We start from the raw sequence: 21,209 nt of genomic DNA, 5'->3' as shown, positions 1-21,209 counted from the left end.
CCGTCCGGCCAAACGACGGCGCGAGGACCCGTGGACCACCTCCGCGATCCGAGGCCTTCCATACCACCCGGGGGTACAGTGGCAGGACGCGTCCGACCCTTGGAGGACCCCGATGTTCCTCATCGAGATCGCCTGCCCGCGCGGTGCGTTGACCGCTGACGACCGCGAAGAACTCGCCGCCGACGTCTGCCGGGTGCTGGTCGGCGCGGAAGAGGGCGTAGCGGAGGAAACCATGCGTCGTGCGCGCGCGATGACGCACGTCGGCTTCCGCGAACTCGACGGCTGGACCACCGGCGACGGTCCGTGGCGGCCCGGGAGCGTGCCGCCGCTGTGGGTCACGCTCACGGTGCCGGAGGCGTGGCGCACCGAGATGTCGCGGACCACCATCGGCATGGTGCGTCGCGCGGTGCGCCGCCTCGACCGTTCGTACGGGTGGCAGCGCCCCGAGGGGCACCTGTGGATCAACGTCGTCGGCATCGCCGACGGAAGTATCGGGATGGACGGCAAGCCCGGCACCGCCGATGAGGTCGTCGGCCGCATGACGGCGGAGTACCGGGCGCGAACCGATGCCGCCGGTGCCGACCTTCCCGAAGGGGCCACGGTCGATCCGATGTGCGGCATGCGTGTGCGCCTGGGGCGGGGGGCCGTCACCCTCGAGCACGAGGGCCGGACCGTGGGGTTCTGCGCGAAGAGCTGCCGTGCGGCCTACGCGCGCCGGCACGGCCTGCCCGTCCCCGCGTAAGGACACGCGCTGTCCGCCCCTGCCGTCGCCGCGGCACGGCGAACGGGCCCGTGCTCCACCCGGCGCGGGGTGGGCACGGGCCCGTTCCTGAGGAGCCGGGCCGTGTGAGCGGTCAGACGGTGGTCTTCACCGGCTCCTGGTCGTCGTCGCCGTCACCGGCGTTCGGGTCTGCTTTGCGGGCGCGGACGAACTCGAGGAAGGTGCCGAGTTCGCGCTTGACGACGGGGGCGAGGAGGTAGAGGCCGATGATGTTGATGACGGCGAGGGTGAAGAGGAAGGCGTCGGCCATGTCGATCAGCGTCTGGAGGGTGAGCAGCGAACCGGCGACGGCGAAGACGGTGTAGACGACCTTGTAGGTCACTTCGCTGGCCCGGCTGCGGCCGAAGAGGTACGTCCAGGACTTGAGGCCGTAGTAGCCCCAGGTCAGCACCGTGGAGACGGCGAACAGCAGCACGGCGACGGTGAGGATGTACGGGAACCAGGGCAGGGCCGTCTCGAAGGCGTCGGACGTGATCGTGACACCGCCGATGTCCTCGCCCGCGCGGGCCTCGCCCCAGCTGGCGGGGTTGGCGATGACGATGGTCAGCGCGGTCATCGTGCAGACGACGACGGTGTCGATGAACGGCTCCAGCAGGGCGACCAGGCCCTCGCTGGCGGGGTGCTTGGTCCTGACCGCGGAGTGGGCGATCGGGGCGGAGCCGAGGCCGGCCTCGTTGGAGAAGGCGGCCCGCTTGAAGCCGATGATCAGTGCGCCGAGCACACCGCCCGCGACTCCTTCGGGGTTGAACGCGCCCTCGACGATGGAGGCGACGGCGTCCGGGACGGCGGTGATGTTCACCAGGATGACGATCAGGCACGCGACGATGTAGATGCCGGCCATGGCGGGCACGAGCCTGCTGGTGACGTTGGCGATGGAGCGGATGCCGCCGAGCAGGACGATGCCGACGAGTGCGGCGATCAGGATGCCGAAGAACAGGGCGCCCGCCGAGGAGCCGAGCGCGCCGTCCTCGCCGCCGGTGACCGAGACCAGCTGCGCGTAGGACTGGTTGACCTGGAAGAGGTTGCCGCCGAAGAGGCCGAAGAACAGGATCAGGAAGGAGGCGAGGACCGCGAGGACCTTGCCGAGGATCTTGCCGTTCTTGCCGAAGCGCTCGGTCAGGCCCTTGGGGAGATAGTGCATGGGGCCGCCGGAGACGGTGCCGTCGGGGTGCACTTCGCGGTACTTCACCCCGAGGGTGACCTCGACGAACTTGGTGGCCATGCCGAGCAGGCCGCACAGGATCATCCAGAAGGTGGCGCCGGGGCCGCCGATGGAGACGGCGACGGCCACACCGGCGATGTTGCCGAGGCCGACCGTGCCGGAGACGGCCGCGGTCAGCGCCTGGAAGTGGTTGACCTCGCCGGTCGACCCCTTCTCGTCGTACTTGCCCCGCACCACGTCGACGGCGAGTTTGAACTTGCGGAGCTGGATGAGGCCGAACCAGCCGGTGAAGACGAGGCCGGCGACGACGAGCCAGGCGACGATGAGCGGGAGATCGGTCCCGCCGACGGGGACGGTGTAGAAGACGACTTCTCCCAGCCATTTGGCTATGGGCTCGAAGAATCCGCTGACTGCTTCGTCGACGGACTGGGTGACGGAGTCGAGTGACACGGTGGTTACCTCGGTGACGCTGGTCGGGCGGGGTGGGGTGTCTCGCCTGGTTGAGCGGTCTCTGGGCGAACGTCGTTGTCCGGTGAGCGGACCCGGGGTGCACGGAACGGTGTCGCACCGTGACCGGGCCGGGATGAAGCGGTGTGCAGGTCGACAACAGGTCGGCTCTTCGCCGTCGATGCCTGGCCGATCGACCTGCGAAGTTGCGCTGTTGTACCACGCCTTTGCCGAACTTTTAGTGACGTATCTCACGTCACTGCTCGTGACCAGGGGATGTTCCGACAGGTGAGACCCGACCGTTATCCGGACCCGGGATGCGTGCCGTGTGCACCTATGCGGGCGCTCTCCGGCACGGTCGTGCGCCCGAGATCACTCGGCTCCGCGACTCCCGTGGCTCGGGGGCCACTGCCGGTGCGCTTCAGATGCGTGGTTCTTCGGGGAGGAACGTGACCTGCGGGGCGCCCGTGCGCGGATGAGTGACGACTTCTGCCGCCACTCCGTAGACCTCGGCCAGGAGTCCGGGGGTGAGGATCTCGGCGGGTGGTCCGGAGGCGGTGACTTCGCCGGCATGCAGGACGTAGAGACGGTCGCAGTAATAGGCGGCCAGATTGAGGTCGTGCAGGGCCAGCAGCACGGTCGTGGGCAGGCGGCGCAGGGTGCCGAGCACCGACAACTGGTGCCGGATGTCGAGGTGGTTGGTGGGTTCGTCGAGAACCAGGAGGGTGGGTTGCTGGGCGAGGGCGCGCGCGATCAGGACGCGTTGGCGCTCGCCGCCGGAGAGCCGGTCGAAGGGGCGGTCGGCCAGATGGACGGCGTCGACCGCGAGGAGTGCGCGGTCGATGAGGTCGGCGTCGTCAGGGGTGTCCCCGGCGAGGAGGCGTTTGTGCGGGGTGCGGCCCATGGCGACGACCTCGCGAACGGCCAGGTCGAAGTCGGCGGCCGAGTCCTGGACCACCGCCGCCACGGTGCGGGCCAGTTGCCGCACCGGCAGCGTCCAGGCGTCGTCTCCGTCGACCTGGACCCGGCCGGTGTCGGGGCGCAGGACGCGGTAGACGGCGCGCAGGAGGCTGGACTTGCCGCTGCCGTTGGGGCCGACGAGGCCGATGGTCTCGCCGGGGCGGGCGGTCAGGGAGACGTCGCGCACCAGGTGGCGGGCTCCGGCGGTGAGTGTGACGCCGTCGACGCTCAGTTCGGCCGGGGTCGTGCCGGTCGCGGTCATGCCACTCCTCGGTCGGTGCCGCGCCGGGCGTCGCGGCGCATCAGCCACAGGAAGAACGGTCCGCCGCACAGGGCCGTGAGCACGCCGACAGGTATCTCCATCGGTGCGGCTATCGTCCGTGCGGCGATGTCGGCCCAGACGAGGAAGACCGCACCGCCGAGTGCCGCCGTCGGCAGGACCCGGCGGTGGTCGCCACCGACGAACAGGCGCACGATGTGGGGCATCATCAGGCCGACGAAGCCGATCGGTCCGGCCGCCGCGACCAGCACGCCCGTGACGAGGGAGAGCAGGACGAACAGGCGGGCGCGAAAGCGGGCCACGTCCAGCCCCATCGTGCTGGCCGCCTCCTCGCCGGCCAGCAGCAGGTTCAGGTTGCGGGCCTGCACCATGAGGACGCCGATGCCGAGGAGCAGGGCGGCACTCGGCAGCCACAGCGTGCCCCAGTTGACGCCGCCGAGACCGCCGAGGGTCCAGGCGAGGACCGCGCGGGCCTCGTTGCCCCGGTCGGTGGTGAGCAGGAGCAGATCGAGTACCGCGGTGAGTACCGCAGCGATAGCCACTCCGGACAGCACGAGCCGCGACGAGGTGATGCGTCCGCCGGTGCGCGCGGTGGCGTACACGAGCACGAGTGCGCCCAGGGCGCCCAGGAAGGCGGCCACCGACAGGGAGGCCGGTCCGAAGAGGGCGAACCCGAACACGATCACCGAGACCGCACCGAGTGAGGCCCCGGAGGAGACGCCGAGCAGGTACGGCTCGGCGAGCGGGTTGCGCACCAGGGCCTGCAGGGCGGTGCCGATCACCGCGAGGCCGGCGCCCGTGACCGCTCCGAGCAGCACGCGCGGTGCCCGCACGTCCAGCACGATGGTCTCCCGGGCCCGCGACCAGTCCGGCTCCTGCCAGTCGGCGCCCAGCGCGTGCGTCACGATGCCCCACACCTGGTCCGGCGGTACATGCACGGAGCCGATCGCGAGGCCCGCCGTGGCGGAGACGGCGAGCAGGGCGGTGAGTACGAGCAGCGTGACGCCGAGCCGCGTACGGCCCTGTCCTGGTCCGGTGGACTCACGCCGTCGCAGCGCCCCTTCGGCGGGCGCGCCGGTGGCGGCCTGGGTCACCGGAAGCTCTCCGGGTGCAGCCCGCGGGCCAGGTCGTCGACCGCGTAGGCCGAGCGGATGCCGACCAGGGTGGCGGTCAGCGGCAGGACGACGAACCGCTTGTTCCTGATGGCGGGTACGTCGGCGAGCGCGGGCTGGGAGAGCAGGTACTTCTTCTTCTCCTGGACGCTTCCGGCGCCGGCGTAGTCATAGATGGCGATGACTTCCGGCCTGCGCTCGACGACCTGCTCCCAGGAGACGTCACCGAAGACGTCGTCCAGGTCGGCGAAGACGTTCCTGCCGCCGGCCAGTCGGATCAACTCGGTGCCCAGGCCCTTGCCGCCCGCGGTGAAGGCGCTCTTGTCGCCGCTGTCGTAGACGAAGACGGGCACCTCGTGCTCGCCCTCGACCTCGGCTGCGGCCTCCGCGACGCGGCTTCGCAGGTCGGTGACCAACTTGTCGGCCCGGTCCGGGACTCCGAAGATCTTGCCGATGGTCCGGATCTCGTCGTAGGTGTCCTTCATCGTCACCTGCCCTTTGCCGCAGTACTCGCGGTTGAGGTAGGTATCGATGCCGGCGTCGGCGAACGCCTTGCGGGACCGGCCCTCCTTCTCGGCGAAGGCGCTGCCGTAGCCGCCGTAGACGAAGTCGGGTTCGGCGTCCAGGATCTTCTCGAACGACGGTTCCCTCTCCGCCAGTTCGGGGATCGCCTCGTAGTCCTTCTTCAGCTCGGGCAGCACGGCGGAGTCGGGGAAGGCCGTGCCGACCATGCGGTCCCCGAGGCCGAGCGCGAGCATGAGCTCCGCCGGGTGCTGGTGGATGGTGACCACCCGCGACGGCGGCCTGTCGTACGTCGTCCTCACGCCGCAGTTGTCGATGGTGACCGGGAAGCCCGCGGGCGCGGCAGCGGTGGCCTTCGCGTCCCGGTCGCCGTCGTCGGACGCACCGCATGCGGCGGTCAGCAGCACTGAGGAAAGGGCCACGGCCGCGGCCGTGGCACGAAGGAACCCGCGCGTGCGGGCAGGGGTGAGCAAGGGGGACACGTGAAGCCTCCTGGAGTCCGCGCTCCTCGGATCGGGCCCGCGACGGACCAGTGTCCTGACTCCCGGATCGACGTTCCCTCCGCCTTCCCGCGCGGTGCGCAGTGGCATGTCGGAGGGGCGCTCCCCGGTCACAGTGGCGGGACCGTGCCGGAATCGCACCGGCTTCCTGTCTCCCGTCGCGGCGATGACCAGGTGATCCTACGGTCCCCCGAGCCGACGGCGAAAGGGCTGCCGAACCCTGCCTGCTCGGCCGTCCGCCGCAGCTCCACCGCGCTGTACACGAACCACGCCAAGGTGGCCCGAGTCACCCGCTCGCCCCGGACCAGCACCCACTCGCTGCGCAGCCGCGCCCGCTCGTCCAGCACGGTGTCGGTCTGCCTGTCACGTACGGCGGCCTTGTCCCGGGTCAGCCGCAGGACGGCTGGGGGCTGCTGTTCCACGTCCTGCTGTACGGAACCGACGTCTGGTACGGGGAGTGGCCGCGCACCGTCCTGTGGCCGCTGCGACTTCCCGTCGAGGTCCTGCTGTTGCTCCGTCTGGCGGAGCCGCGCGATGGGATGATGTCCGACGACAGGGCGACGGCGGACGAGGAAGCCGGTGCGAATCCGGCGCGGTCCCGCCACTGTGATCGGCGAGCGAGTCCCGACAGGCCACTGCCCGGCAGCGGGTGGGAAGGCCGGGACGAGCGTCGACCCGAGAGCCAGGAGACTCACGCGGTCGCCTCCTCGACGGACCACCGGGGCGGATCTCCCCGGAGAGAGGGACGGCACCGCATGCCCGCAACGCCGACCGGACGAACGACGCACGACGCGAGGACCGAGGCGGGGGCCGGCGACGTGCCGTGCCGCATCGTCGTGTGCCGCGACTGCTGCTGCGGCACCCGCAAGGTGACCGGCGTCGACCACGCGGCCCAGACCGAGCACCTGCGCACCGCGGCACCGGTACGCGTCTCCGACTGCCTCGACGTCTGCGACCAGGCCAACGTCATCGTCGTACTGCCTTCCGCCGAAGGCCGTGCCGCCGGTGCCCGTCCCGTCTGGCTCGGACTGGTCAACGACCCGGACGCGACCGAGGACATCGCCGCCTGGGCCCGCGCGGGCGGACCCGGCGTGGCACCCCTGCCGGACATCCTCGACCTGTACGCCATCACGCCGCCGCGACGGCGTACGGCCTCCTGACCGCACGGACGAACAGCTGGAAGGAGGGCCAGAAGCGTGCACGGAGCCCGTGCCTCAACCGCGTCCGTCACCGCCGCCCTGCACGACGTGGCCGGCCTCGGCGGTTTCTTCGCCCTGCAGACCGGCGGCCGGGACGACGGCTGGTATCCGGTCGCCCGCTCCTACGTGGCGGGTTTCACCGACCTCGCCGAAGCCGTCGCACGCCGCCACCGCACTCCGGAACCCCGCGTCGACGCCTCCATCGCCCAGCTCGGGCACGCCGCCCGCCTCTGGTCACCGGCCCTGGCCTGCGTCGTCCTGCACGGGATCGTCCTCGATCTGGAGGGACTGCAGCGGGCCGACGACGGACCGGCCCTCCGGGTCCCTCACCCGGCCGGCTGGTACGCCGACCGGCTCGACGGCGGTGCCCGCGCCCTGTATGAGCAGGTGACGGGCCACCTGTCGGCACTCGCCGACGGACTGCGCGTCAAGATCGCTCCACGCCTGCTGGACGGCAACTCGGCCTCGGCGCTCGCCGGTGCGGCCCACGCCCTGCTCGTACTCCGTCCAGCCGTCCGCGGACCGCTCACCGATCTCACGACCGCGCTGCTGGACACCGGACGCCTGGCGGGCACCGGAGTGCTCACCGGCCCCGACCTCATGTTCCGCCGCCGAAGCTGCTGCCTCTACTACCGCGCGCCGGACGGCTCGAAGTGCGGTGACTGCGGGCTGGCCGATGGTGTGCCCCGCCGAGCCCTGCGATGAGGTACATGCGTTCCGGGCTGTGCCGCTCACCGGGCCGGAAGCCGTGTGCCCGGCCCGGTGAGCCGGGGGTCAGGAGCGGGACAGCTCGTCACGGACGGTGCGGGCGGCGGCCACCAGGTGCTCGAGCGAGGCACGGGTCTCGGGCCAGGCGCGGGTCTTCAGGCCGCAGTCGGGGTTGACCCAGAGCCGTTCGGCGGGGATGGCCTCGAGGCCGGTACGCAGGAGTTCCGCGGCCTCGTCGGTACTCGGGACGCGCGGGGAGTGGATGTCGTACACGCCGGGTCCGGCCTCGCGCGGGTAGCCGTGGGCGGCGAGTTCGCGGGCGACCTGCATGTGGGAGCGGGCGGCCTCCAGGCTGATGACGTCGGCATCGAGGTCGTCGATGGCCTGGACGATGTCGCCGAACTCGGCGTAGCACATGTGGGTGTGGATCTGGGTGTCCGGGCGGACGCCGGACGTGGTGAGCCGAAAGGCTTCGGTGGCCCAGGCCAGGTATCCGGCCCGGTCGGCGGCGCGCAGCGGCAGGGTTTCGCGCAGAGCGGGTTCGTCGACTTGGATGACCGACGTGCCGGCCGCCTCCAGGTCGTGCACCTCGTCGCGCAGGGCGAGGGCGACCTGGCGGGCGGTGGCGCCGAGGGGCTGGTCGTCGCGGACGAAGGACCAGGCGAGCATGGTGACCGGACCGGTGAGCATGCCCTTGACCGGGCGGTCGCTCAGCGACTGGGCGTAGGACGTCCAGCGCACCGTGATCGGCTCCGGCCGGAAGACGTCCCCGGCAAGGATCGGTGGCCGGACGTAGCGGGTGCCGTAGGACTGGACCCAGCCGTGCTGCGTGGCGAGGTAGCCGGTGAGCTGCTCGGCGAAGTACTGGACCATGTCGTTGCGTTCGGGCTCGCCGTGCACCAGGACGTCGATGCCGGTCTTCTCCTGGAACGAGATGACCTCCTGGATCTCCGCCTTGATGCGCTCCTCGTACCCGGCCGTGTCGATCCGGCCGGCCCGCAGGTCCGCGCGGGCGGTTCGCAACTCGCCGGTCTGCGGGAACGAACCGATGGTCGTCGTGGGCAGCAGCGGCAGACCCAGGTGGGCGCGTTGGGCCGCGCTCCGCTCGGCGTACGGCTGGGAACGGCGGGTGTCGGCGTCCGTCAAGGCCTCGGCACGGGCGCGCACCGCCGGGTCACGCGTGAGGGGCGATCCGGCGCGGGAGGCGAGGTCGGCCCGGTTGGCGGAGAGTTCCGCGGTGATGGTGCCGGTGCCCCGGGCGAGGCCCTTGGCGAGGGTGACGATCTCGGCGGTCTTCTGCCGCGCGAAGGCCAGCCACCGCAGGACCTGCGGGTCGACGTCCCGCTCGGCCGCCGTGTCCAGGGGGACGTGGAGCAGGGAGCAGGAGGCGGCGACGTCGACACGGCCGGCGAGCCCGAGGAGGGTGCCGAGGGTGGACAGCGACTTCTGCAGATCGTTGATCCAGACGTTGCGGCCGTTGACCACGCCGGCGATCAGCCGCTTGCCGGGCAGTCCGCCGACGGCGGCGAGGGCGTCCAGGTTGGCGGCGGCGGCCTCGGTGAAGTCCAGCGCGAGGCCCTCGACGGGTGCCTTGGCCAGGACGGGGAGCGCGTCGCCGAGCCGGTCGAAGTAGGAGGCGACGAGCAGTTGGGGCCGGTCGGTGAGGGCGCCCAGGTCGCGGTAGGCGCGCTCGGCGGCGTTCAGGTCGGCCGGGGTGCGGTCCTGCACCAGGGCGGGCTCGTCGAGCTGCACCCACTCGGCGCCGGCCGCGCGCAGATCGGCGAGGACCTCGGCGTACACGGGGAGCAGCCGGTCCAGGAGGGTCAGCGGCTCGAAGTCGGCCGGCGCGCCGGGGGCGGGCTTGGCGAGCAGGAGGTAGGTGACGGGGCCGACGAGGACCGGCCGGGCGGTCGGACCGAGGGTGAGGGCTTCCTTCAGCTCGGCGACCTGCTTGGCGGAGTCCGCCGTGAAGACGGTGTCGGGACCCAGTTCGGGGACGAGGTAGTGGTAGTTGGTGTCGAACCACTTGGTCATCTCCAGTGGCGCGACCTCCTGGGTGCCGCGGGCCATGGCGAAGTAGCCGTCGAGCGCGTCGGCGTCGACGGCGGCGCGGTGCCGTTCGGGGATCGCGCCGACCATGACGGTGGTGTCGAGGACGTGGTCGTAGTACGAGAAGTCGCCGGTGGGCACCTCGTGGACGCCGGCTTCGGCGAGCTGGCGCCAGTTGCCGCGGCGGATCTCGGCGGCGGTGGCCCGGAGGGCGTCGGAGGTGACGCTGCCCTTCCAGTAGCCCTCGATGGCCTTCTTCAGTTCCCGGTTCTGGCCCTGGCGGGGATAGCCGTACACGGTGGCCCGTGCTGCCGCGGCTGCGGACTTCGCTGTCACGGAGATCTCCTTCGCGAGATGAATCCCTGAGATCCCGGAGACGGGACGAGAGCGCGAAGGGAACGACGAACCGGAGGGAAACGACCCCGCGCGGCACAAGCACGGTTTCGTCCGTCTGGTGTGTACGCCGACCCGCCCTCGAGGTCACCGGGATGTCCGCGCACGGAAGGGTCCGCACGCGGGCAGTTGGCAGGTCTTCGGACTTGCGAGCACGCCCTCCTTGCCGGAGGACACCTAGTGGCCGTCGCTTCCCGGGCCCGTACGTCGGACCCAGTGCGTATGACGGCGGTCGTTCCCGCTCACCGCTGCGGGGCAGTCCCGGATTCCCACCGGGTTCCCTCTTGCGACACCCCGCCTGGATGACGGGGCGAACCAGCTGCTCCAGTCACCCTACGGGGTGGCGCTGCGAATGGAAGAGCGCCGTCCGTCATCCGGAGGGCGGGTCGGGCGTTCGGCGGGTGGCAGCGGTGAGGGGTGGTGAGCGCCGCACTCGCGCTCACCGCCCCTTCCCGTCGTCACCGTCAGCCCTGTCGTCGTGAGTGCCGGCTCGACCGTCGGCGCACGGTGAAGACGCAGGCGTTTCCTCCAGGAGGAGGGGTGGTCGTCCCAGTGCCAGCCGGGTCACGCGAGGCCAGTCGGCCGCTGTCCCACGGGGCTTCGGCCTACCAGGGCGGTGGCGCGGCACGCGGACCCGTAGGGCTCGGGGCGCGCTGCGGCACACCACGGGACAGGGCAGAACGACGTGTTCACCGTCGATACCGACCGGCATCGTGGCGGTGTCGGTCTCGACGGTGACCTCACCGGCACTGAGCCGGACGAGGCCGCCGGAGCGCGGCCGGCTCGCCAGGCGTGCCGCTTCGGCGGTGCTGCCGACCCGGACGCACACCACTCCCAGGAGCCCCGTGTCCAACCTCTCCCTGCGCGCCGGGTGGGCCACGTCAATGGCCCGCCCGTAGGAGTTGTTGCCGACGAGCACGGCCTGAAGGCCGGTGATGTGTCGTCCGTCGGCTGTCATCCGCAAGGCGGGCGCGGCCTCGCCGGTGAGCGGTCCGGGGAGGTTCCGCAGGATCGTGCGGGTCTTCGCGCCCCGGTAGGCGGGATCGTCGACGACGGACGCGTACGTGCCGAACGAGGCGTTGTTGACGAAGACGCGGTCCGCCGCGTACCCGAGGTCGACGCGAAGTTCCACACCTCCGGTCAGGGCTTCCAACGCCGCCACCGGATCGTCGCGGTCGAGGCCGAGGTCGACGCGAAGTGGTTGCGCGTGCCGGCCGGGATCACCGCGAACGGCACGTGATGGCGGGCGGCGACGTCGGCGACCAGCGCCTGGGTGCCGTCGCCGCCCGCCACGCCCAGCAGGTCCGCGCCGTCGGCGACCGCCTGCCGGGCCAGCGTGGTGACGTCCTGGTCGCGGTCGAGTACGTGCACGCGGCAGGCCGCGTTCCGTGCCTTGTCGACGAGGGCGAAGCGGTCCACCTTGCCGCCGCCGGATCGGCGGTTCACGAGCACCCAGGGGTGGTGGGGAGCCGCGGCGACCTGTTCGCCGGTGGTGGGAGCAGGGGCGAGGGCCCAGCGTGCCGCGACGACGGCCAGGGCCAGTAGGCCCAGCGACAGCAGGGCGGGGCCCAGCAGGCCGGACGTGGCGCAGAGCGCGAGGACGGCGACCGGCGTGGCCACCGACAGGAGGGCTCCGGCGACGCGGACGACACCGGAGTGCGCCAGGGCCCACCACACGCCGATGGCCGCGAGCGCGAGTCCCGCACTGCCGAACAGGGCCCACGGCACACTGCGCAGTCCGGCGGCCATGAGTGGCGCCAGGACGGCGCCCAGCAGGAGCAGCAGGGCGACGCGGGCGCGCGCTGCACTGTGGCCGCCCCGCCCGCCCGTCGTGCCCCGTCCGCCCGACGCGCGCGGCTCGTCACCTCGTGATGCCACCGGTCGGCCCCATTGCTCGTCCTCACCCCTGCGGCGACTGGCGTTCCCCGGGCAGGTCGTACCGGTTGCCGCCACGCCCCACCACGCACAGGGCCCAGATGATGAAGCCCGAAATGGTGATCATGACGACGGACCACACCGGGTAGTACGGCAGCGAGAGGAAGTTGGCGATGATCACCAGCCCGGCGATGGCGACCCCGGTGACGCGTGCCCACATCGCCGTCCTGAGCAGCCCGGCGCTGACGACCATGGCGAGCACGCCCAGCGCGAGATGGATCCACCCCCACCCGGTGAGATCGAACTGGAAGACGTAGTTGGGTGTGGTGACGAAGACGTCGTCCTCGGCGATGGCCATGATGCCCCGGAAGAGGCTGAGCAGCCCGGCGAGGAAGAGCATCACCGCCGCGAAGGCGGTGAGACCCGTCGCCCATTCCTGCCTCGCGGTGTGTGCCGGGTGGTGGGTGTGTGTCGCGGTCATCTCGGACCTCGTTTCGTGGAATGCGGATGTCTCAGCGAGCGGAGGCGCCGGTGCCCGTCGCGCCCGCGTGCCCTGCCGGGCCGTGACCGGACAGGACCAATTCCTTCGCCCTGCGGAACTCCTCGTCCGTGATGGCACCCCGGTCTCGGATCTCGGAGAGCCGGGCCAGCTCGTCGACGCTGCTGGACCCGCCGCCCACGGTCTTCCTGATGTAGGCGTCGAACTCCTCCTGCTGAGCCCGTGCCCGCGTTGTCTCCCGGCGGCCCATGTTCTTGCCGCGGGCGATCACGTAGACGAAAACGCCCAGGAAGGGCAGGAGGATGCAGAACACCAACCAGCCTGCCTTCGCCCAGCCACTCAGTCCGTCGTCCCGGAAGACGTCGGTGATGACGCGGAAGAGCAGGACGAACCACATGATCCACAGGAAGATCATCAGCATCGTCCAGAAGGCACCCAGCAGTGGGTAGTCGTACGCCAGGTAGGTCTGTGCGCTCATGTCCGTCCTCCGTCCTCCGGGGCGCGGCCCGGCGGCCCTCGTTCCGTACTGACATCAGGGTGGTCACGGGACGCACCGGTCGGCATCACCCGGCACGGGTGAGTGGGGCGCCGGGGCCGTCGTGGTCAGGCCCGGGACACCGGTGTGACCCTGGTAGAAGGAAGCGGGCACGGCACTCCGGCCGGACCAGGACCAGGACGCCCGGCACCAGCGTGGCGAGGGCCGATGCCGTGAACCAGGTCCAGGAACCCCCGAGCCTGGCGGCACCGAGGGCGTGGATCACCCGTCAGGGGTGATCCGGGCATGCCGTCGTGGCGGTGAGGTGGGACACGGGAACGATCGGCCCACGGGGGACCGGACGAGACGCAGACACGTGAGATGAGCGATACGAACTCGGGCGGCGGGGGCCGGGCCGCTTCCGCGATGGCCCAGACGACGGGAGGTCTACTGCCCGTCGGAGTCGCCGCCCGGGTGCCGGCGGGCGCAGTGCGGGCGGGGCTGAACCGACAAGGCCGGGAACCGGAGCTGTCGCCACGCTCCGGTGCCGCGGAGGAACCGGAGGCCGGACCATGACCGTACCCGGAGGTTTCACCGCCTCCCTGCCGCCGGCCGAGCGAGCCGCGTACGGCAGGAAGGCCCGCAAAAGGGCCTCACGTTCGTGCCACGGCCGGTACGAGCCGGGGCAGCGGCGGCCCGACCCCGTCGACCTGTTGGAGCGCCAGTCCGGCGAGCGCGTCCCGGCACTCGTGCCGATCCGCTACGGCCGCATGCTGGAGTCGCCGTTCCGCTTCTACCGCGGTGCGGCAGCGATCATGGCGGCGGACCTGGCACCCCTGCCCAGCAGCGGACTCCAGGTGCAGTTGTGCGGGGACGCGCACCCGTTGAACTTCCGGCTCCTGGCCTCACCGGAGCGCCGGCTGGTCTTCGACATCAACGACTTCGACGAGACGCTGCCGGGCCCCTTCGAGTGGGACGTCAAACGGCTGGCGGCCGGATTCGTGATCGCGGCCCGGTCGAACGGCTTCTCGTCCAAGGAGCAGAACCGCACCGTACGGGCCTGTGCGCGGGCCTACCGGGAGCGCATGAGGGAGTTCGCCGTCATGCCGACCCTGGACATCTGGTACGCCCAGGACGACGCCGACCACGTCCGGCAACTGCTGGCGGCGGAGGCCGGAGGCGAAGCGGAGCAGCGGCTCAGGGACGCGGCTGCGAAGGCCCGCACACGCACCCACATGCGGGCGTTCGCGAAGCTCACCCGCGTCACGGCCGAGGGCCGGCGCATCACCCCCGACCCGCCGCTGATCACCCCACTCGGCGATCTGCTCACCGACCCGGCCGAAGCCGGCCGGGAGGAGGAACTGCGGTCCGTCGTGAACGGCTACGCACGGTCCCTGCCGCCCGAGCGCCGGCACCTGCTGCGTCACTACCGGCTTGTGGACATGGCGCGCAAGGTGGTCGGCGTCGGCAGCGTCGGCACCCGTTGCTGGGTACTGCTCCTGCTCGGCAGGGACGACGACGACCCGCTGCTGCTCCAGGCCAAGGAAGCCTCGGAATCGGTGCTGGCGGCCCACACGGGCGGCGAACGCCACGACAATCAGGGCCGCAGGGTCGTGGCCGGCCAGCGTCTGATCCAGACCACCGGTGACATCTTTCTCGGCTGGGCGCGCGTCACCGGCTTCGACGGAAAGGCCCGGGACTTCTACGTGCGTCAACTGTGGGACTGGAAGGGCATCGCGCGGCCGGAGACCATGGGGCCCGACCTGCTCTCCCTCTTCGCCCGGCTGTGCGGTGCCTGCCTGGCGCGGGCCCACGCCCGTTCCGGTGACCCCGTCGCGCTCGCCGCGTACCTGGGTGGCAGCGACCGCTTCGACGGCGCGCTCACCGAGTTCGCCCAGTCCTACGCCGATCAGAACGAACGCGACCACGAAGCCCTGCGGGCGGCCTGCCGCTCCGGCAGGGTCACGGCCGCCCGTCTGTGAGGCCGGCCCGGGAAAGGCCGGCGGGTCGGCACACACCGCCGGTCGACGTCATTCCGGAAGCTGCCGCATCTCCAGGACGCGCAGACCCAGCGACTGGCAGCGGGTGAGCAACCCGTACAGATGGGCCTCGTCGATCACCGTGCCGAACAGGACGGTCTGGCCGGACATGACGACGTGTTCCAGCTCCGGGAACGCGTTGGCCAGCGTCTGTGACAGGTGTCCCTCGACGCGGATCTCGTAGCGCACGAGCGGTCCTTCCACCGTACGGGCTCGGGACACCGCCCGGGCTCCGGGTCGGACGGTGCTCTTGGTGACGATCCTGCGCCTCGTCGCCCTCCGGTGCCCTCACCCGGCACAGGTGACTCCAACCGCAGTGCCAGTGCCTTTCAGTGCGTCACTGTGATCTTGACGACGACGATCACCAGGCCGAGCAGTACGTTGACCGTCGCGGTGGTGGCCACCAGCCGCCGCGAGGCGCCCGCGCGGTGTGCCGCGGCGACGGACCAGCCCACCTGACCGGCGACGGCGACGGACAGCGCCAGCCACAGGGTGCCCGGGACGTCCAGCCCCAGCGCGGGGCTGACCGCGATGGCCGCGGCCGGAGGCACGGCGGCCTTGACGATCGGCCACTCCTCGCGGCACACACGCAGAATCACCCGCCGGTCCGGAGCGTGCCGCGCGAGACGCGCTCCGAACAGTTCGGCGTGGACGTGAGCGATCCAGAACACCAAGCTGGTGAGCAACAGCAGAAGAACCAGTTCGGCGCGGGGGAACGAGCCCAGGGTGCCGGCGCCGATCACGACGGAGGCCGCGAGCATGGAGCCGTAGACACCGCCGGTGTAGTCCGCGTGGGCCCGGTGAGCGGCCCGCCGCTCCCGCCGGTTCGTGGGCCGCCGTGCACCGGTCTCGTCCGCGGTCACCTGTGCCTCCTCCGTGCTCAGCCCGTCGGCCCGGTCGGCCCGGTTGTCCGGGTCCCGGCACCGCGTTCAGGTTCGGGGTGGGGCGGATGGCCTGCCCGGGCGGTCGGAAGACGCGCGGGTGTCGAAGTCCTCGACCAACCGGCTGATCGACACGTTCACAGTCGTCTCACCTCGCCGGGTCGAAACGGTGCGCCGCGGCATGTTCCTCCCATCGCACCCCTGCGGTGGCACCGCGTGCCTCACCCCTCGCGGGGGAGGTCACAGGAGACCGAGGTCGCGCGCCCGGCGTACCGCGTCGCCGCGCCGGTTGACCGCCAGCTTCCGGTAGGCGCTCTTGAGATGGGTCTTCACCGTGTTGACCGACACGTACAGGTCAGCAGCGATCTCCTCCGTCGACATCATGCGGGCCAGTCGGCGCAGCACATCGCGTTCGCGTCCGCTCAGCTCCACGGGCACCAGGAGCGCGGGGTCGGCTCCGGGCCGTACCGGTTCGCCGTCCGCCGGTGGTCCGCCGGACGGAAGCCAGCCCTCGGCGAGTTCGCGCAGCGGGGCCGTGGCCAGCAGCGGCTCGATCCAGTCTCCTGCCTGGAGGAAAGGCCGCCGCAGACGCTCGCGCCGGGCGTCGAGCAGGGCACGTGCGACGAGCCGGCGGGCGGTGACGGTGTCTCCCGACTCCTGCGCCACCCGGGCCCGCACCAGCGCCACCCCCACGCTCACCGCGGGGCCGGCGCGTCCCTCGGTACGAACGGCGCCGAGCAGTTCGGCCGCCGCACGGGGGCGCCCCGCGGCGACCTGGATCCCCGCCGCTTCCACGGCGCACACCGGCTGGTCACCACCGACGCCGTGGAGAAGGCGCACGGCTTCGTCGGGCCGTCCGTCGGCGAGGCAGGCGGCGGAGCGGACGACTGCCGCCCGACCCTCCGCCCAAGGGGACACCACCGCCGTGGACACGGCCGGCTCCGCCGCCCTGGCGGCGGCGTCCGTTTCACCGTCGTCGAGGAGAAGGCGTGAGACGGCCAGGGCCCGCCCCGCCGTCGGCACCGGATCGTGCTCTCGCGCCGGAAGCCGGGCCGTCTCGTCGAGCAGGACCCGAGCCCTGCCCAGGTCCTGTCGGTCCACGGCCACCGCGGCCAGGACCAGCCGGCCGAGGCCCGCGCCCGGAGGCCGGGGCAGGCCCGCCCGCTCGGCCTCGGACACCGCGGCCAGAGCTCGGCGTTCCGCCCGGCCGAGCCAGCCGGTCAGGTAGTCGAGCAGGGCCAGGTGCCCCATCGACTCCACTCGGGGCAGAACCGTGGTGAATCCGCCCGGGGCACCGGCCACACGGGTGAGCACGGCGCGTGCGTCGTCGAAGCGTCCTTCCCACAGACGGGCCGAACCCACGTGTGTCATCAGCAGGGCGGTCAGTTCCGGATGCTCGTCCAGCAGGTGATCAGGCAGGTCGTGGCGCAGTTCCTCGGCCGTCGCGGCGGCCTGCTCGGCCCGCGAGGGACATCCGGTGAGCCGGGCGGCGAGCGCCTCCAGCAGGGCGCAGCTCAGCCGGGCCGCCGCCAGACCCGGGGAGTCCTCGGCGTCGGACAGCTCGTTCCGGGCTTGCCCCAGCCGGTTCATACCCTGAGCGAGGTCCCGACGGGCCAGTGCCCGGGCCGCCCGAACGAGGTCGCTCGCCGGGCTCCGCGCTTCGGGGCCCATGCCGGCGAAGAGCTGAGCCAGAGCGTCCGAGCGCAGACCCGTGAAGAGCTGCCCGATCGCCAAGTCGTCGACGAGCGCGCCGGCGGCCAGGTCGAAGTCACCCCCTGCGGCTCCATGGGCGAGCGTCTCCGGGAGGAAGCCGGAGCGGCGCAGCCACCGCGCGGCCCGCAGGTGCAGCTCCGGTTCCACACCGGGCAGGCGTTCGCGCAGGTGAGCCCGGAGTATCTCTCGGAACAGCGGGTGCAGCCGGTACCAGGAGTGCCCCAGCCGCTCGATGAACGCGTTCTCCCGGTGCAGCCCGGCCAGCAGGAGCCCGGCATCGGTCCGCAGCGTGAGGGCGTTGGCCAGGTCCGGGCAGAACCGGTCCAGGACGCTGACTCGCAGGAGCAGGTCCTGTTCCTCAGGCGTCCTCCCCTTGAGGACCTCCGCCAGCAGGAAGTCCGCGACCGTACTGTGGTCCGCCTCGAACTCCTTCAGGTACTGCTCGGGGTCGGTGCTCTCCCGGGCCGCCAGAGCGGACAGGCGCAGCCCGGCCGCCCAGCCGCGGGTGCGATCCACCAAGGCGGACGCGGCGCGCTCGGGAAGCTGCAATCCGTGCAGTCGCAGCAGCGCGCCGGCTTCCTCCGGGGTGAAGGACAACTCGGAGCCGCGGATCTCGGTCAGCTCGCCCGAGGCCCGGTAGCGGTGCAGCGGGAGCAGGGGCTCGGTGCGGGTGACGAGGACGAGGCGCAATCCCTGTCCTGCGTGGTGCAGGACGAACTCCAGCTGCTCCGCGATCTCACGGCCGGTCATCCGGTCGTACTCGTCGAGCACGAGGACCACGGGACGGTCGAGGGCGTTCAGCTCGGCGGCGAGCGACGCCAGCAGCCTCTGTCCCACGCCGCTCGGGTCCGCAGGCGCCCCGGGGGTGCCGCCCGCGCGGGCTCCGCACACGCGCAGGGACTCGAAGACGTAGGCCCAGAAGACACCGGGCGGCTGGTCTCCGGTCTCCACGGTCAGCCAGGCGGTCGGCAACCGCAGCCCCCTGGCCCAGTCGGCCGTCAGGAGTGTCTTGCCGGCGCCGGCCGCACCGTTGACCACCGTCAGCGGCGTGCGCAGAGCCTGATTCAGGTGCACGATGAGCCGTTGCCGCGCCAGGAACGTGGCAGGCCGAGCAGGAAGGGCGAACCGTGTGCGCAGGTACGGACCGCCGAGCGGGTCGGTGCCCGTGTCGGCCGGTGACCGCCCAGTGCCGTCGGAAGGGCCCACGTCCCTCACGCCCAACAGCGCATCGTGACGCCCCCTTCCGGCGGCGACCGCGCCGCCGCGGTGACCGGCAGTAGGATCTCCCGAGACCCAGGAAAGCGTGGCAGGCGCCGTCCTGCGGCTGGTACCAGTATCGCTTCCGGCAGCCGTCCGGGCATGCGGACGGGGACCCGAGGCGAAACCGTCCACTCCCACGCTCAAGAAGCCGCTCATCACTCCTCCTTCCGCCTCACGGTCTCTTGAGGTCCGGAGGACTCTTCCCCGGCCACGCCCCGACATCGGGTCCTCGGGCCCCTCGAGGCTCGGCTCAGCTGGCCGTGCGTCCCCACTGGGATCCGATCTGCCGCCACTCGTCCTCCAGCGCCGTGCGACGCCGACGGTTGAGGACCAGCCTGGCCCCGTAGTAGCCGGCAGCCGCCGCCGTGACGACGGCGAACGACGAGGCGGCGCCCATGAAGGCGGCATCCACGCCTGCCTGTGTCGCGGTCGGGGGCGCGGGCGTCAAGTGGTTCTGCCGGTCCGTCCAGACCGACACCCGGGAACCCGCCTTGAGTCCTCCGTCGACCGCGGCCTTGCCCGAGTGCCAGGTACCGTCGGACGCGGCCCAGCGCACGGTCGCGTCGATGCGGCCCCCCGTCGTCCCGTCGGTCAGAGCGTTGTGGGGCACGTCCGACACGAGCGTGGCGGTGACGGCTTGCCGTTCCATGCGTCGCTGCGCGGCGCTGTGTGCGGAGACCTGTGCCCCGAGCACTCCTGCGACGGGGCCCACCAGAGCGATGACGAGCCAGACGATCAGCAGGATCCATGCCTCGAGCACGTCCTCGCGACGACGCAACGGATTGCGGCGCCAGCGCCACAGAGACCGTCGAACGGTTCTGTTCCCGCGCATCGTGACCACCTCCGGCTGTCGTCTCCAGCCTCACGCCGTGGCACCCCGTCCGACAGGGCCCTTCGGGCACCGCCCGAGTTCCTCATGGGTCGTCCGGCCCTGATCGTTCGCGGTGCTCCGGAAGACGTCTGCGAGGTGTCGACGTGCGGACGGCCGACGAGGAGAGCGCCTCGAACGGTGGGCGACCGGCCGGCCGGGTGCCTCCCCGTCCTTGACCGTCGTGGCGCCGGAGCTGCCGTCGGACGGACTGGCTGTCCTGCGTGCGGTGGTGTCCCACTGCACGGTGACGAACTCGCTGGCCCCCGAGAGGGCCCCTGCCGCGGCGGCCGTCCCACACGTGGATCGCCTCCACGACACCACCGACGGTGCGCGCGTACCGATCCGCCCGCCGCAGCGCGGCGTAGGGGGAAGGGGACCCGTCCACGACCACGCGTGCTGGCGTACGCGCCAGCCGACTACATCGGGGGTTGGCCACGCCGTGTATCGCCGCGGCTCGCGGGGCCGAAGGTCCCTGTTGTGGACCCGGCAGTCCCTGCCACGTCGGCCGTGGCGGTGCGACCGTGGAAGTGGCAAGCCACGCCGCACGAGGTGGCTGGAAGAGAGAAGGCGGTGGGGATGATGGCACTTCCCCTGGTTGTGGGCGTCGACGGGTCGGACGGCAGTGTTCTGGCCATCGACTGGGCGGTGGACGAGGCGATGCGTCTACGGCTTCCGCTGCGCCTGGTCTACGCATCCTTGTGGGAGCGGTACGAGGGCGTCCTGCCGGCCGTGAGCCGGGAGCGCTCCTCGGAGCAGGTGATGGCGGACAACATCGTCGGAACTGCCGCCGAACGTGTCCGGCGGTACGACCCCGGCCTGGAGGTGTCCACGGACACGGTGCCTGCGGAAGCGGTGTCGGCGCTCCTGGCCGAAGGGATGCACGCCACCGCCGTGGTCACCGGATCACGAGGCCGCGGTGAACTGAAGGGAGCGTTGCTCGGCTCGGTCAGCCTGGCCGTCGCCGCCCGGTCCGCCTGCCCCGTGATCGTCGTCCGAGGTGACAAGTCCGCGTTGTCGGGTGCTCACGAGCGTGTCCTCCTGGGCGCAGGCGACCCCGGCACAAGCCGGGAGGCGGTTCGCTTCGCATTCCAGGCGGCCGAAACCAGGGGCTGCGAGCTGGACGTGGTACGGGCCTGGCGGTGCCCGGAGTACGAGAGCGCTGACGCCGGGGATCCAGCCGGTTTCGAGCACCAGCACGAGGAGCGGGCTTCCGCCCTGATCGACACCTTGATCGCCGAAGCGGTGACGGCACATCCGAGCGTGCGAGCGCGCAGAGCGACGATCGAAGGGCCGGCCCGAAAGGTGCTGGTGGCTCGGTCGGCCGCCGCCGATCTGGTCGTCGTGGGTGCCCGGCACCGGTCGGGCCACTTCGGCCTCCAGCTCGGCCGCGTCACTCACACCCTGCTCCAGCACGCGGCCTGCCCAGTCGCAGTGGTCCCGCAGGCGGCGTGACACCTGCCAAATCATCCGGTGCGCGGTGCCG

The 21,209-nt window shown here is 71.7% G+C and carries 16 protein-coding genes, 1 tRNA gene, 3 pseudogenes and 2 riboswitches; of the genes and pseudogenes, 5 read left to right on the top strand and 15 right to left on the bottom strand.

All coding sequences use genetic code 11. The annotated features are described in order from the left end of the window. Positions 1-112: 112 nt before the first annotated feature. Positions 113-742, top strand: a complete 630-nt coding sequence (locus OHA99_RS05950) for a hypothetical protein (RefSeq protein WP_153177176.1) — start codon at positions 113-115, stop codon at positions 740-742. Between the two features lie 112 nt (positions 743-854). Here the strand turns inward: OHA99_RS05950 and OHA99_RS05945 are convergent, their stop codons facing one another. The 5 genes from OHA99_RS05945 to OHA99_RS05925 form a co-directional block, all read right to left on the bottom strand. Then, positions 855-2,393: an alanine/glycine:cation symporter family protein gene (locus tag OHA99_RS05945; RefSeq protein ID WP_405694544.1), complete on the bottom strand. Its 1,539-nt coding sequence runs from the start codon at positions 2,391-2,393 to the stop codon at positions 855-857. 418 nt (positions 2,394-2,811) lie between these two features. After that, positions 2,812-3,612, bottom strand: a complete 801-nt coding sequence (locus tag OHA99_RS05940; RefSeq protein ID WP_405694542.1) for an ABC transporter ATP-binding protein — start codon at positions 3,610-3,612, stop codon at positions 2,812-2,814. After that, entirely contained in the window at positions 3,609-4,724 is a 1,116-nt protein-coding gene (locus tag OHA99_RS05935; RefSeq protein ID WP_381498244.1) for a FecCD family ABC transporter permease, read from the bottom strand. Before OHA99_RS05935 ends, OHA99_RS05940 begins: the two co-directional genes overlap by 4 nt. Next, positions 4,721-5,746, bottom strand: a complete 1,026-nt coding sequence (locus tag OHA99_RS05930) for an ABC transporter substrate-binding protein (protein WP_405694540.1) — start codon at positions 5,744-5,746, stop codon at positions 4,721-4,723. The genes OHA99_RS05935 and OHA99_RS05930 overlap by 4 nt, the downstream gene beginning before the upstream one ends. Before the next feature lie 134 nt (positions 5,747-5,880). After that, positions 5,881-5,954 (bottom strand) — tRNA-OTHER (locus OHA99_RS05925). 377 nt (positions 5,955-6,331) lie between these two features. Then, a riboswitch (cobalamin riboswitch) is annotated at positions 6,332-6,457 on the top strand. Positions 6,458-6,519: 62 nt separating this feature from the next. On the opposite strand from OHA99_RS05925, the gene OHA99_RS05920 reads away from it, so the two are divergent. Further along, a complete protein-coding gene (locus tag OHA99_RS05920) occupies positions 6,520-6,924 on the top strand; it encodes a (2Fe-2S) ferredoxin domain-containing protein (RefSeq protein WP_153177171.1) in 405 nt (134 codons plus the stop codon). A gap of 36 nt (positions 6,925-6,960) precedes the next feature. Next, entirely contained in the window at positions 6,961-7,668 is a 708-nt protein-coding gene (locus OHA99_RS05915; RefSeq protein ID WP_405694537.1) for a (2Fe-2S)-binding protein, read from the top strand. 69 nt (positions 7,669-7,737) lie between these two features. Here the strand turns inward: OHA99_RS05915 and metE are convergent, their stop codons facing one another. From metE to OHA99_RS05890, 5 genes and pseudogenes are all read right to left on the bottom strand, one after another. Next, complete coding sequence (metE, locus tag OHA99_RS05910) at positions 7,738-10,056, bottom strand: 5-methyltetrahydropteroyltriglutamate--homocysteine S-methyltransferase (RefSeq protein WP_405694535.1); 2,319 nt, start codon at positions 10,054-10,056, stop codon at positions 7,738-7,740. Between the two features lie 170 nt (positions 10,057-10,226). Then, positions 10,227-10,448, bottom strand: a riboswitch (cobalamin riboswitch). 104 nt (positions 10,449-10,552) lie between these two features. Next, positions 10,553-11,862, bottom strand: a pseudogene (locus tag OHA99_RS05905) (diacylglycerol/lipid kinase family protein). A 151-nt stretch (positions 11,863-12,013) separates the two neighbouring features. Then, on the bottom strand, positions 12,014-12,469 hold the full coding sequence (locus OHA99_RS05900; RefSeq protein WP_153177168.1) for a hypothetical protein: 456 nt from the start codon (positions 12,467-12,469) through the stop codon (positions 12,014-12,016). A 31-nt stretch (positions 12,470-12,500) separates the two neighbouring features. Next, a complete protein-coding gene (locus OHA99_RS05895) occupies positions 12,501-12,965 on the bottom strand; it encodes an SHOCT domain-containing protein (protein WP_153177167.1) in 465 nt (154 codons plus the stop codon). Between the two features lie 175 nt (positions 12,966-13,140). Further along, positions 13,141-13,224 (bottom strand): annotated as a pseudogene (locus OHA99_RS05890) (HdeD family acid-resistance protein); the annotation flags it as partial. Positions 13,225-13,534: 310 nt separating this feature from the next. Between OHA99_RS05890 and OHA99_RS05885 the strand changes: the two are divergent. Beyond that, the gene (locus OHA99_RS05885) at positions 13,535-14,944 is read left to right on the top strand and encodes a DUF2252 domain-containing protein (RefSeq protein WP_153177165.1); all 1,410 of its coding nucleotides are present in this window, start codon (positions 13,535-13,537) and stop codon (positions 14,942-14,944) included. A gap of 48 nt (positions 14,945-14,992) precedes the next feature. Here OHA99_RS05885 and OHA99_RS05880 read toward each other — a convergent pair whose 3' ends face one another. The 5 genes and pseudogenes from OHA99_RS05880 to OHA99_RS05860 all read right to left on the bottom strand — a co-directional run. Then, complete coding sequence (locus tag OHA99_RS05880; RefSeq protein ID WP_121717508.1) at positions 14,993-15,190, bottom strand: hypothetical protein; 198 nt, start codon at positions 15,188-15,190, stop codon at positions 14,993-14,995. Between the two features lie 140 nt (positions 15,191-15,330). Continuing rightward, positions 15,331-15,864 carry a hypothetical protein gene (locus tag OHA99_RS05875; protein WP_153177164.1) on the bottom strand — a complete coding sequence of 178 codons (534 nt, stop codon included), beginning with the start codon at positions 15,862-15,864 and terminating at the stop codon, positions 15,331-15,333. 258 nt (positions 15,865-16,122) lie between these two features. Further along, positions 16,123-18,801 (bottom strand): LuxR C-terminal-related transcriptional regulator, encoded by a 2,679-nt coding sequence (locus tag OHA99_RS05870; RefSeq protein ID WP_405698906.1) that lies wholly within the window; start codon positions 18,799-18,801, stop codon positions 16,123-16,125. A gap of 304 nt (positions 18,802-19,105) precedes the next feature. Beyond that, a complete protein-coding gene (locus tag OHA99_RS05865) occupies positions 19,106-19,687 on the bottom strand; it encodes a hypothetical protein (RefSeq protein WP_405694532.1) in 582 nt (193 codons plus the stop codon). A 328-nt stretch (positions 19,688-20,015) separates the two neighbouring features. After that, positions 20,016-20,138, bottom strand: a pseudogene (locus OHA99_RS05860) (universal stress protein); the annotation flags it as partial. Between the two features lie 158 nt (positions 20,139-20,296). Here OHA99_RS05860 and OHA99_RS05855 point away from each other — a divergent pair. Then, entirely contained in the window at positions 20,297-21,178 is an 882-nt protein-coding gene (locus tag OHA99_RS05855) for a universal stress protein (RefSeq protein ID WP_405698904.1), read from the top strand. Positions 21,179-21,209: the final 31 nt, after the last annotated feature.

The sequence above is a fragment of the Streptomyces coelicoflavus genome, from assembly GCF_045041415.1.
Classification (GTDB): Bacteria; Actinomycetota; Actinomycetes; order Streptomycetales; family Streptomycetaceae; genus Streptomyces; species Streptomyces coelicoflavus.
The sequence above is the reverse complement of the archived record's forward strand: the minus strand, read 5'-3'. Positions and strand labels throughout refer to the sequence as shown.